The following is an 11,341-nucleotide window of genomic DNA, read 5'->3' as shown; positions in this document are numbered from 1 at the left end:
AGCGAAAATCGGCGAGAGCGAGGACAGTTTTTGCCGAATTTGCAGCCCCATAGCCGAGCTATGGGGCAAAAAGGCGGTTAAAAATGGACCGCTGCGGTCGATTTGCAGCCGACGATTTCCAAGTCCGACAGGCTCCTAGAGGTGTCCCGGCGCATCGTGCGCTTGACGGCGCAAGGATGTCCTGCGTGGCCCCACGGGCCGACGACGATGCCAACAGGGCCTTGATGGCCGGGCGCCTGGTTCATCGGCACCTGGGCATCCGCCCCTGCGCATCCTGCCCGGTGCGTGCTAAGCTGATTCGGCTTGCCCGCCCCGCGCCGGGGTGGCGCCCCTGTTTCATGGAGACCCTGCACCATGCCCGGACTGCTGCCCGATATCGACCCCGACGGCCTGCTTGAATTTTCGGTGGTGTACACCGACCGCGCGCTCAACCACATGTCCAAACGCTTCACCGGCGTGGTGCAGGACATCCTGGCCACGCTCAAAGAGGTGTACCACGCCCACACTGCCGTGCTGGTGCCCGGCAGCGGCACCTTCGGCATGGAAGCGGTGGCGCGCCAGTTTGCCAACCAGGAAAAAGTGCTCATCGTGCGCAATGGCTGGTTCAGCTACCGCTGGACGCAGATCTTTGACGCCGACAAGGGCCTGGGCGGCGGCTCAGTGGTGTGCAAGGCGCGCCAGCAGAGCAGCGGCCCGCAGGCGCCCTGGGCACCGTGCCCGGCCGATGAAGTGGCCGCCACCATCCGCGCCGAAAAGCCCAAGGTCGTGTTTGCCCCGCATGTGGAGACCTCCAGCGGCATCATCCTGAGCGACGACTACCTGCGCACCATCACGGCCGCCGCGCACGAGGTGGGCGCGCTGTTTGTGCTCGATTGCGTGGCCTCCGGCGCGATGTGGGTGGACATGCAGGCCACCGGCGTGGATGTGCTCATCAGTGCCCCGCAAAAAGGCTGGAGCGGATCGCCCTGCTGCGCCATGGTGATGCTCAGCGAGCGCGCCTGTCAGGCGATTGAGGGCACGCAAAGCTCCAGCTTCTCGTGCGACCTCAAAAAGTGGATGCAGATTGCGCAAGGCTACGAAAAAGGCCAGCACGCTTACCACACCACCATGCCCACCGATGCCCTGGTGCGCCTGCGCGATGTGATGGCCGAGACCCGTGCCTACGGCTTTGCCAAGGTGCGCGAAGAACAGATCGAGCTGGGCAGCAAGGTACGCGCGCTGATGGAGTCGCGCGGTTTTCCCAGCGTGGCCGCGGAAGGCTGGAAGGCCCCTGGCGTGGTCGTGAGCTACACCACCGACCCCGGCATCCAGAACGGCAAGAAGTTCATGGAGGTGGGGCTGCAGACTGCGGCGGGTGTGCCGCTGCAGTGTGATGAGGGGCCGGACTTCAGGACCTTCCGCATTGGGCTGTTTGGCCTTGAGAAATGGTACAACGTGGACCGCACCGTGGGGCATCTGGCCAAGGCTTTGGACCAGATTGGGGCTGCCACCACCCCTGCTGTTGCCGCCTGACGGCGGGCCGCCAGCGTCCGCCCCGCCCGCGCGCTGCGCTATGCTGCATTGCGATCGATTGCTACAAAAATAATAGCTATCAGGGCAATCTGGACGCGCGCAACCGGCCTGAAACACTCTCAAAATCCGCTTGGCCGCACCGTCAAAGCCAGCGAAACGCCAACGGCATCAACACCGCCGCCAACACCACCTGCAACCCGAGCGCCAACCCCGCATACGCCCCCGCGTCCGCATGCACCTGCAACGCATGCGCTGCCCCGATGCCATGCGATGCGGTTCCCAGCGCAAAGCCGCGCAGCGCCATCCCTTCCGGGTCGGTCGGCAGGCGCAGCAGGCCAAACAGCCAGCGGGCCGACAGGGCACCAACCATTCCCGTCAGGGCGGCAAACACGGCGGCCAGGGCTGGCACACCGCCAATCTGCGCCGCCACGCCCATGGCCACCGGGGCGGTCACCGACTTGGGGGCCAGCGACAAAATCACCTCGCCTGGCAGGCCCAGGGCCCAGCCCAGACCAACGGCGCTCAGCGCTGCGGTACCCCCGCCCAGCAGCGATGCCACGAGCAGCCGCCCCCAGCGCTCGCGCAGCGCGGCCCGGCGCTGCCACAAGGGCCATCCCAGGGCGACCACCGCGGGCCCGAGCAAGAAGTGGATGAACTGCGCCCCGGCAAAGTAGGTGGGATAGGCAGTCCCCGTTGCCAGCAGCACACCGGCCAACACCGCCACCGACACCATGACCGGATTGGCCCAGGGCGCGTGCCCGGAGCGTGACGACGCAGCCTGCGCCAGCACATACACGGCCAGTGTGGCCGTCAGCCCGAACAGCGGCGCGGAGGAGAGATAGACCCAGAGCTCAACGAAGTTCTGCATGGCTGGGCTTGGGTTGCAGCCAGCGCAGCACCAGCGCCGTCACGGCCATGCCGACCCAGGTGGACAGCACGATGACCGCGACCAGCTGCAGGCCGTACGCGCTCAGCAGGGCCAGGTGTGTCATCACGCCCACGCCCACGGGCACAAACAGCAGCGACAGATGGCTGAGCAGAAAGCCCGCCGCGGGCGCCACCGCCTGTTGCACCGGCTGCCAGCGCAGCGCCAGCAGCAGCGCGAACATGCCCACCACCGGGCCGGGCACGGGCAGCTTCAGAACATGCGACAGGGCCTCGCCCGCCGACTGCATGAGCAGCAGGAAGGCCAGGCCCTGCAGGGGTTTCATGGGCTGAGGGGTCAGAACCGGGGCAGCTCGGGATGCTTGATCTGACCACCGCGCACCAGCATCTTTCCGTACTCGGCGCAGCGTTGCAGCGTGGGGATCACCTTGCCCGGGTTGAGCAGGCCAGCCGGATCAAACGCATGTTTGATGCCGAACATCTGCGCGTTCTCCTCGGGCGAGAACTGCACGCACATGCTGCTGAGCTTTTCGATGCCCACGCCATGCTCGCCCGTCACCGTGCCGCCCATGGCCACACTGGTCTCCAGGATGTCCGCACCGAACAGCTCGCAGCGGCGCAGCTGATCGGCATCGTTCGCATCGAACAGGATCAGCGGATGCAAGTTGCCATCACCGGCGTGGAACACGTTCAGGCAGCGCAGACCGTACTTTTCTTCCATGGCTGCAATGGCTTGCAGGATGTCGGCCAGGCGCTTGCGCGGGATGGTGGAGTCCATGCACATGTAGTCGGCGCTGATGCGTCCGCTGGCCGGAAAGGCGTTCTTGCGGCCGCTCCAGAATTTCAGGCGCTGGGCTTCGTCGCGGCTCACGGTGATGGCGGTGGCACCTGCGCCGCGCAGTACCTCGGTCATGCGGCCAATCTCTTCCTCGACCTCCTCGGGCGTGCCGTCGCTCTCGCACAGCAAAATGGCAGCGGCGCTCAGGTCATAGTCGGCGTGCACAAAGTCTTCCACCGCTGCCGTCATGGGGCCGTCCATCATTTCCAGGCCCGCCGGGATGATGCCCGCCGCGATCACGGCCGCCACCGCGTCACCCGCTTTGCGCACGTCGTCAAAGCTGGCCATGATGCAGCGGGCCAGTTGTGGTTTGGGCACCAGCCTGACGGTGACTTCGGTGGTCACGGCCAGCATGCCCTCGCTGCCGATCACGGCGGCCAGCAGGTCGTAGCCGGGGGCATCCAGCGCCTCGCTGCCAAACTCCACCGGCTCGCCTTCTACCGTGAAGCCCTTGACCTTGAGCACGTTGTGCACCGTCAGGCCGTACTTCAGGCAGTGCACCCCGCCCGAGTTCTCGGCCACGTTGCCGCCGATGGTGCAGGCAATCTGGCTGCTGGGGTCGGGCGCGTAGTACAGGCCGTAGGGCGCGGCAGCCTCGCTGATGGCCAGGTTGCGCACGCCGCACTGCACCACGGCCGTGCGGCTTTCGGGGTCCATCTTCAGGATGCGGTTGAACTTGGCCAGCGACATCGTCACGCCCAGGGCATGCGGCATGGCCCCGCCCGAAAGCCCCGTGCCCGCGCCACGCGCCACCACCGGCACCTGCAGCGCATGGCAGGCCTTGAGCACCGCGGCCACTTGGTCATACGTCTCGGGCAGGCACACCACCAGCGGGCGCTGGCGGTAGGCCGTCAGACCGTCACATTCATAGGGTGTGGTGTCTTCGGCGTGCCACAACAGGGCATGGGCCGGCAGAACGCGGCCCAGGGCTTGCACGACCTCGGCCTGGCGGGCAGTGCGCTCGGTGGACGACAGGGCAGCAAGGGCAGAAGTGCTGGTGGTGTTCATGACCGCCACTGTAGGGGATTGGCGCGGCCTTGCGGTGGTCCGGGCGCATGAGTTTTTCTGCAGGGGGCTGTGAAAACAGCTTTCGCTATTTTATTGATAGCAAAATGAGGCCGCCAGTCGTGCGTAAAAGCTACTTTTGAATCGTTTTTTCAGATGGAATGGAGACCCTGTGCCGCGAGCGGGGCCAAGTCACCAAGCCACGCAGGGCTGCGCCCCCCCCCGAGACTACCCCATCGTCTTGCGCAGCCACTCGGCAAACGCTGCGCACTCCCAGCGGTCCATGGTGCCGGTGCTCCAGCACAGGTAGTGGCTGTGGGGGCTGGGCGTGTCCATCGGGAACAGGCGCACCAGCGTGCCGTTTTCGAGCCAGGGCGCGCCCAGTTTGTGGCGCACCAGGGCCACACCCATGCCTGCGGCGGCAGCGTCGCACATCAGGCCGACGTCGCTGAACTGTGAGCCTTCCACCGGCTCGGGCCAGTCCAGGCCCGCGGCGGCAAACCAGGTGCGCCAGGGTTCCAGCGGGCTGCGAAGCAGGGGCACGCCTTCCAGGTCTTCGGGCCGCTCGAACGGGCCCTGTTCACGCACAAAGCCAGGCGAAGCCAGGGGCGTCACATGGTCGTGGGCGATGACCTCATGCTCCACATCGGCGTAGTGGCCGGTGCCAAAGCGCACGATCAGGTCGGCATCTTCCGCCACCACATCCAGCAGCGGGATAGAGACCTGCAAGGCCAGGTCGATCTCGGGGTAGGCCTCGGTGAACTGCCGCAGGCGTGGAATGAGGATGATGCGGGCAAACGTGGGCGTCACCGCCAGCTTGAGCCGTCGGCGGCCGGTGGGCGCAGCCTGCCCCGGAAACCGCTGCAGCGAACCCAGCCCCTCGCGCACATGGGCCAGGTAGGTGCTGCCCTCGGTGGTCAGCGAAAAATCGGCCCGGCCAAACAGCCTCACGCCCAGCAGTTGCTCCAGCTGCTTGACCCGATGGCTCACGGCGCTGGGGGTCACGCACAGCTCGTCGGCGGTCTGCGTCACGCTGCGCAGGCGCGCCAGCGCCTCAAACGTCAGCAGGCACTGGATGGGGGGGATGCGCCGTGCCGCGCTGCCAAGAAAGGACGAAGGGGCTGCCGTGGCCATTTGCAAGCCCGGGCTACCGGAAAATCACGGTCTTGTGGCCGTTGAGGATCACGCGGTGCTCGCTGTGCCATTTCACGGCGCGCGCCAGCACCTGGCTTTCGGTGTCGCGGCCTCGGGCCGTGAGGTCCTCGACGGTGTCGGTGTGGTCGGCTCGGGCCACGTCCTGTTCGATGATGGGGCCTTCGTCCAGGTCGGCGGTCACATAGTGCGCGGTGGCGCCAATCAGCTTCACACCCCGGTCATGGGCCTGGTAGTACGGTTTGGCACCCTTGAAGCTGGGCAGGAAGCTGTGGTGGATATTGATCGCCCTGCCGGCGAGTTTTTGGCACAGGTCCAGTGAAAGTATCTGCATGTAGCGCGCCAGAACCACCAGCTCGGCCCCCTCGGCCTCGATGATCTCCAGCTGCTTTGCCTCGCCTTGGGCCTTGGTCTGCGCGGTAACCGGGATGTGGTGAAACGGCACGTTGTAGCTGGCCGCCAGCTGGTAGAAGTCGCGGTGGTTGCTGATGATGGCCCGGATGTCAATGGGCAGCAGGCCGCTTTTCCAGCGGAACAGCAGGTCGTTGAGGCAGTGCCCTTCCTTGCTGACCATGAGCACCGTCTTCATGGGGGCCGTGGTTTCGTGCAGGCTCCAGCGCATCGAGTGGGGTTGCGCAAAGCTTGCCAGATGGGTCCTGAGGGTCGCCGTGTCATGCTGGGCGCATGCAAACTGCACGCGCATGAAGAAAAGGCCGGTGGCGTGGTCGTTGTACTGCGCGGCTTCTTCGATATTGCCGCCGTGCTCCAGCAGAAAGCCCGAGACGGCATGCACCAGCCCCAGCCGATCGGGACAGGACAGTGTGAGGATGTAGGCTTGAGTCATAGCGGCCCGATTGTCGCAGCATGGCCCTGGGCGCGGGGAGCCGGAAACGGGAGGGCACCGTAGGCTTGCGCTTTGCTGATCGCTGACCCCACCCCACAGACTCGCTTGCAGGCCCGAAGGTTTGCGCGGGGGGCACTACCCCTCGCCATCGCACAGCGTGACCGGCTGCCGCCTGGCATCTCACGCTTGGCTGCGCCGCAGATCAGGGCTTGCCCGCGTCGGCAGCTGGCGCGGGCGCGGCGGGCCATCGCGAGCGCAGTTCGGCGCATGCATCCCGCGCAGGCGGCGCGGCGGTGGGGACGACGGCATCCGCATCGCCAGCGTGGGGGGCAGGCGCAGCCTCGCCCGCACGCGCCACCACCACCTGGGCGCGCACCTGGCTGGCCCAGTGGGTGGGAATGCCGATGCTGCGCGATACATGGCCCGCGCCCGCGATCAGCAGCACGGTTTTGCCCCGCTGCAGCGCATCCTGCACGGCCTGGGCCATGCTGGCATCGCGTGCAATCTGGATGCGTGCCATGGGTGCGATCTGCGACTCGGGCAGCAGGCCGCAGTGACCTTCGCGCAGGGCGGTGTACTGGCGCTGCAGGGCCGCCTGCGGCAGATGCGTGTCCCACGCGGTGTTTTGCATGGCGGCCCGCATGGCGCTGCGCGGCAGGTTGCCCCCCAGCACGGGCACGCCCGCCTGCACCGCAGCCATCACCACCGGGCCATAGGCCTGCCAGGGCCAGGCGGCATCGTTCCACTGCAGGGCCGCCTGGGCCTGGGCCGGCGTCGCGCTGGCGGCAAGGCCCGTGGTTGCATGGCCGCGCTCGGCCATTTCCATCACCACGGCAGCCAGTTGGCCGCGTGCGGCCAGCCGTTGCACGGTATCGCGTTGCAGGCGCTGGTGTTCGGTGGCATCGTGCTGTTCGCCCAGCAGCAGCACATCGGCGGGCAGCAGCGCATCGATCTGGCGACTCCAGCCCTGTGCGGAGCCCGTGGCGGCATCCAGGGCATCGCTGGTGGCGCAGCCGGTCAGCGCCAAAAGAGCGGCCAGGGTTCCCGCCCCCCAAAGGGCTTTGGCCGTGGCCCCAACGTCCAGTCGGCCCAGTCGGCCCAGTCGGCCCATGCGGCCGCGGCCGCGCCCAAGAGCCACTGCCGCTCGGGCGCCGCGGGGCGCGACGGGAAAAGGGGGGGCGCTCACAAGCGCGCTGACGGGCGTTTCGGGCGTTGGCATGGCTTCATGCTACGCCGCGCCGACCCGATACCCGCCAAGAGACCGCAGTCGCATCGTGCCTACACCGCGTCCAGGCGCAGCGGGCATGGCGCGGTGGCGCTGCCTTCGGGGCCTCTTGCAGACTAGCGCGGCAGGGTGCATGCTGGTGGGCCTGCCGCCGCCATGCGCGCCCCCATCATCTGCACCCATGAAGCGCGAACCCACCGCCCCCCCCGCCCCGTTGACCTCCCTGCAGCCCATCAGCCTGGATGTGCTGCGCGAGAAATACCTCAAGCCTAGCGAAACCACGGCCGACGACATCTACACCCGCGTGGCGCGGGCGCTGGCATCGGCCGAGGCGCCCGAGCTGCGCCGCGAATTCGAGGCGCGATTCCTGGCCAACCTGCACGCCGGTGCCATCGGCGCAGGCCGGATCATGAGCGCTGCGGGCACCGACATTCAGGCCACGCTCATCAACTGTTTTGTTCAGCCGGTGGGTGACTGCATTCAGGGCGTGGACGATGAGGGCTACCCCGGCATTTATGAGGCGCTGCGCGAGGCGGCCGAGACCATGCGGCGCGGCGGCGGCGTGGGTTACGACTTTTCGCGCATCCGCCCCAAGGGCGCCCGCGTCAAGGGCACGGGTTCCCTGGCATCGGGGCCGTGCAGCTACATCAATGTGTTCGACCAGTCCTGCTCCACCGTGGAGAGCGCGGGCGCGCGCCGGGGGGCGCAGATGGGCGTGCTGCGCATCGACCATCCGGATGTGCATGAGTTCATCACGGCCAAGCGCACGCCCGGGCGCTGGAACAACTTCAATGTGTCGGTGGGCGTGTCCGACGCCTTCCTGCAGGCTGTTCAAAACGGCGGCACCTGGGATCTGGTGCACAAGGCCCAGCCGGGGGATGGCCTGATCGCCCAGGGCGCGCACCAGCGCGCCGACGGCCAGTGGGTGTATGCCACGGTGCAGGCCCAGGCACTGTGGGAGACCATCATGCGGTCGGCCTACGACTTCGCCGAGCCGGGCATTTTGTTCCTCGGGCGCATCAACGAAGACAACAACCTGCGCTACTGCGAAGAGATTGCTGCGACGAACCCCTGTGGCGAGCAACCGCTGCCGTCGTACGGTTGCTGTGACCTCGGGCCGGTGATCCTGCCGCGTTTTGTGCAACATCCGTTCGGTTTCGGTGGCCTGCCCTCGTTTGATTTCGACGCGTTTGCCAAGGTGGTGGCGCTGCAGGTGCGCTCGCTCGATAACGTGCTGGACATCACCTTCTGGCCCTTGCCCCAGCAGCGCGCAGAGGCCGCCGCCAAGCGCCGCATTGGCGTCGGGTTCACCGGCATGGGCAACACCCTGGCCATGCTGTGCCTGCGCTACGACCAGCCCGAGGGCCGCGAAATGGCCGCCCGCATTGCCCAGTGCATGCGCGACGCGGCCTATGCGGCGTCTGTGGCGCTGGCCGCCGAAAAGGGCGCGTTTCCGCGATTTGACGCCGAAAAATACCTGGCCGAAGGCACCTTCGCCAGCCGCCTGCCCGAATCGATCAAGGCGTCCATCCGCCAGCATGGCATCCGCAACAGCCACCTGCTGTCCATTGCGCCCACGGGCACGGTGAGCCTGGCCTTTGCCGACAATGCCTCCAATGGCATCGAGCCTCCGTTCTCGTGGACATACACGCGCAAAAAGCGCGAACCCGACGGCAGCACCACCGAGTACACGGTGCAAGACCACGCCTGGCGCCTGTACCGCGACCTGGGCGGCCAGGTGGACGCGCTGCCGGACTACTTTGTGTCGGCGCTGGCCATGTCTGCGCAGGACCACATCGCCATGATGGAAGCGGTGCAGCCCTTTGTGGACACTGCCATCTCCAAGACGGTCAACATCCCGGCCGACTATCCGTACGAGGATTTCAAAGACCTGTACCTGCAGGCCTGGCGGGCCCGCCTCAAGGGCCTGGCCACCTACCGGCCCAATGCCATCCTGGGCTCGGTGCTGCAAGTCGATGCGCCCGCGCCGCCCGCCGTGGCAGCCCCAGCGCCCGCCACACCCGTGGACCCGATGCGCACCGTGATCGAAAGCCGCCCCAGTGGCGGCCTGTCGGCCGTGGCTGAAAAGCTGGAGTACTGGACGCAGGAGGGCCACAAGACGCTGTACCTCATCGTGTCGTTCCTGCCGGTGCCCACCGGCGTCGGCCATGGCACGGTGGACCGCGCCATCGAATTCTTCATGCCCGTGGGGCAAAGCGGCGAATCGCAGCAGTGGATCACCTCCAGCATGCGCATGCTGTCGCTGGCCGCGCGCGGCGGATTCCTGGAGCGCGCGCTGTCGGACATGCGCAAGGTGGCCTGGGACCGCGGCCCCGTGCGCCTGGGCACGCACCGCAAGCAAGACGGCACCGTGGTGCCCATGTGGCACGACTCTGAAGTGGCGGCCATCGCTTATGCCATCCAGAACATCCTGGCGCGCCGCGTGGCCGACCCGGTGCAGCAGCAGTTACCGCTGGACGATCCTGCGGCAGCGGCTGTGCCCGTGCCGCAAGCCATGGCCGGAAAAAAGTGCAGCGAATGCGGTGCCCATGCGGTGATTCGCAAGGATGGTTGCGACTACTGCACGCAGTGCGGGCATGTGGGCACCTGCGGATAGGCGCGCAGGCGCGGCTCATAGACGCCGGGTTGACGGGTCTTGAAACGGGACAGGCGCGTTCAAGGCCAGCGCCGCGTTATCGCGCGGGGCAACAGGCCAGCGCCGCCCCGCAGCGCCTCAGGCGGGATTCAATGCACCACCACCGGGTTTTGCGCCAGCCCTGCATAGCGGTCCAGCGCATCTTCCACCTCTTCTTGGGTGGGCGTATCGCGCTGCCACGCCAGGATCTGTTCCTGGAACATCTCGGCCCACGAGCCGTCGAGGTAGACCTCTTTGCCCGAACGCTTGTCCACAATTTCAAAACCGTGGCGTGCGAGCTGGGGAACGGCGGGTGCAGTGTCGTTGAGCACCTGGCGACTCGTTGTGGCCTCAACAGCGTCGGGCAGCATGTGGACCACCACGAAGGATTCTGAGTCGTAGAGCATTTGCATGATGTTCCCCTTGTCGATATGGAGCCTGAGGCGGCCTTGCGCAAAACGCAACGCTGCACCCACGCGATGAATGTCAGATGACAGCGGGTGTGCCAAGTTCAAGCCCCGGGGGCTCGGGCGTCCATGTCGGGCTCGGCGGTGGGCTTGCGTCCTATCGGCCGGGCCAGTCACGGCGTCCGGTGGCTGCACGGGGTTTCAAACCTGGCAGTTACAGTATGTCACAAAGGGCGCCAACTGTCCGGGTCGGGCGAATCAGGGTGGGTTTTGCGGCGCTAGCGCAACAGTCCCTGTCGGGCATCGGTGCGGCGGGCGTAGCCCAGGCCCGGTTGCCCCTGTGCGGTTGCGGCGCGCTGGCGCAGACCGCGGGCCGGGGCGGTCAGGGCGTTGTGCGGCTGCTCAGTTGCAGGTCGGCAAAGTCCCCGTTGGCCTGGGTGATGCGGATGCGCACCGGCAGGTAGCCCAGAGCGGGCGCCACCCAGAGCTCGGCCTTTTGATCGTATTCCTTGCGCGGCAGGCGCTGCAGCTTGAGGGCCTCGGTGGGCCCGGCGGGCAGGTCCAGGGTTTCGCTGGCTTCCACGCTGAATGTCCATCGGTCGGCGGTCCGGGCGCTCACGGTGGTCAGCGTGATCTGGGTGCCCGGCACAAATCGCCCCGGGTCTGCCGCCAGCAGCGCGCCAAGCTGGATGAACACGCTCAGGCGGTCCTGCGCGCCCGGCCCCAGGGCGGCGTCGGGCGTGTTGGCGCTGAAGATGACGCGGCCCTTGCTGTAGTCAAAGTGCGCAGCCTGTTCGCTGCGCGACCTGTCGGAAAAGCGTTCAGGCAGCAGCCCCTG

10 protein-coding genes are annotated in these 11,341 nt (G+C 67.0%); 2 read left to right on the top strand and 8 right to left on the bottom strand.

What is annotated here, in order from left to right; translation table 11 throughout:
* The first annotated feature begins 354 nt into the window (after nt 1–354).
* On the top strand, nt 355–1,512 hold the full coding sequence (locus ACK543_RS12610) for an aminotransferase class V-fold PLP-dependent enzyme (protein WP_409943192.1): 1,158 nt from the start codon (nt 355–357) through the stop codon (nt 1,510–1,512).
* 142 nt (nt 1,513–1,654) lie between these two features.
* On the opposite strand, the gene ACK543_RS12605 is transcribed toward ACK543_RS12610, so the two are convergent.
* The 6 genes from ACK543_RS12605 to ACK543_RS12580 form a co-directional block, all read right to left on the bottom strand.
* On the bottom strand, nt 1,655–2,380 hold the full coding sequence (locus ACK543_RS12605) for an LrgB family protein (protein WP_409943191.1): 726 nt from the start codon (nt 2,378–2,380) through the stop codon (nt 1,655–1,657).
* Nucleotides 2,364–2,723, bottom strand: coding sequence for a CidA/LrgA family protein (locus ACK543_RS12600; RefSeq protein WP_409943190.1), 360 nt, complete (start codon nt 2,721–2,723; stop codon nt 2,364–2,366). The genes ACK543_RS12605 and ACK543_RS12600 overlap by 17 nt, the downstream gene beginning before the upstream one ends.
* An 11-nt stretch (nt 2,724–2,734) precedes the next feature.
* The gene (locus tag ACK543_RS12595; RefSeq protein WP_409943189.1) at nt 2,735–4,243 is read right to left on the bottom strand and encodes an FAD-linked oxidase C-terminal domain-containing protein; all 1,509 of its coding nucleotides are present in this window, start codon (nt 4,241–4,243) and stop codon (nt 2,735–2,737) included.
* Between the two features lie 225 nt (nt 4,244–4,468).
* Entirely contained in the window at nt 4,469–5,374 is a 906-nt protein-coding gene (locus ACK543_RS12590; RefSeq protein ID WP_409943188.1) for a LysR substrate-binding domain-containing protein, read from the bottom strand.
* A gap of 13 nt (nt 5,375–5,387) precedes the next feature.
* Nucleotides 5,388–6,236 carry a formyltetrahydrofolate deformylase gene (gene purU / locus ACK543_RS12585; RefSeq protein ID WP_409943187.1) on the bottom strand — a complete coding sequence of 283 codons (849 nt, stop codon included), beginning with the start codon at nt 6,234–6,236 and terminating at the stop codon, nt 5,388–5,390.
* A gap of 202 nt (nt 6,237–6,438) precedes the next feature.
* Complete coding sequence (locus tag ACK543_RS12580; RefSeq protein ID WP_409943186.1) at nt 6,439–7,455, bottom strand: ChaN family lipoprotein; 1,017 nt, start codon at nt 7,453–7,455, stop codon at nt 6,439–6,441.
* Between the two features lie 187 nt (nt 7,456–7,642).
* Here ACK543_RS12580 and ACK543_RS12575 point away from each other — a divergent pair, with 187 nt between their 5' ends.
* Nucleotides 7,643–10,078, top strand: a complete 2,436-nt coding sequence (locus ACK543_RS12575) for an adenosylcobalamin-dependent ribonucleoside-diphosphate reductase (protein WP_409943185.1) — start codon at nt 7,643–7,645, stop codon at nt 10,076–10,078.
* 128 nt (nt 10,079–10,206) lie between these two features.
* On the opposite strand, the gene ACK543_RS12570 is transcribed toward ACK543_RS12575, so the two are convergent.
* Both ACK543_RS12570 and ACK543_RS12565 read right to left on the bottom strand, forming a co-directional pair.
* On the bottom strand, nt 10,207–10,509 hold the full coding sequence (locus tag ACK543_RS12570; protein WP_409943184.1) for a DUF3567 domain-containing protein: 303 nt from the start codon (nt 10,507–10,509) through the stop codon (nt 10,207–10,209).
* 376 nt (nt 10,510–10,885) lie between these two features.
* The coding region (locus tag ACK543_RS12565) for a DUF3108 domain-containing protein (RefSeq protein WP_409943183.1) at nt 10,886–11,341 on the bottom strand (456 nt) is incomplete at its 5' end.

It is taken from the genome of Acidovorax sp., from assembly GCF_046341535.1.
In the GTDB taxonomy this organism is placed as follows: domain Bacteria; phylum Pseudomonadota; class Gammaproteobacteria; order Burkholderiales; family Burkholderiaceae_C; genus Acidovorax.
Note: the sequence above shows the minus strand (reverse complement) of the source record. Positions and strands in the feature narration are given on the sequence as shown.

Coding starts and splice junctions, on each gene's coding strand:
- ACK543_RS12610 (WP_409943192.1), top strand. CDS start 355: ATGCCCGGACTGCTGCCCGATATCGACCCCGACGGCCTGCTTGAATTT.
- ACK543_RS12605 (WP_409943191.1), bottom strand. CDS start 2,380: ATGCAGAACTTCGTTGAGCTCTGGGTCTATCTCTCCTCCGCGCCGCTG.
- ACK543_RS12600 (WP_409943190.1), bottom strand. CDS start 2,723: ATGAAACCCCTGCAGGGCCTGGCCTTCCTGCTGCTCATGCAGTCGGCG.
- ACK543_RS12595 (WP_409943189.1), bottom strand. CDS start 4,243: ATGAACACCACCAGCACTTCTGCCCTTGCTGCCCTGTCGTCCACCGAG.
- ACK543_RS12590 (WP_409943188.1), bottom strand. CDS start 5,374: ATGGCCACGGCAGCCCCTTCGTCCTTTCTTGGCAGCGCGGCACGGCGC.
- purU (WP_409943187.1), bottom strand. CDS start 6,236: ATGACTCAAGCCTACATCCTCACACTGTCCTGTCCCGATCGGCTGGGG.
- ACK543_RS12580 (WP_409943186.1), bottom strand. CDS start 7,455: ATGCCAACGCCCGAAACGCCCGTCAGCGCGCTTGTGAGCGCCCCCCCT.
- ACK543_RS12575 (WP_409943185.1), top strand. CDS start 7,643: ATGAAGCGCGAACCCACCGCCCCCCCCGCCCCGTTGACCTCCCTGCAG.
- ACK543_RS12570 (WP_409943184.1), bottom strand. CDS start 10,509: ATGCAAATGCTCTACGACTCAGAATCCTTCGTGGTGGTCCACATGCTG.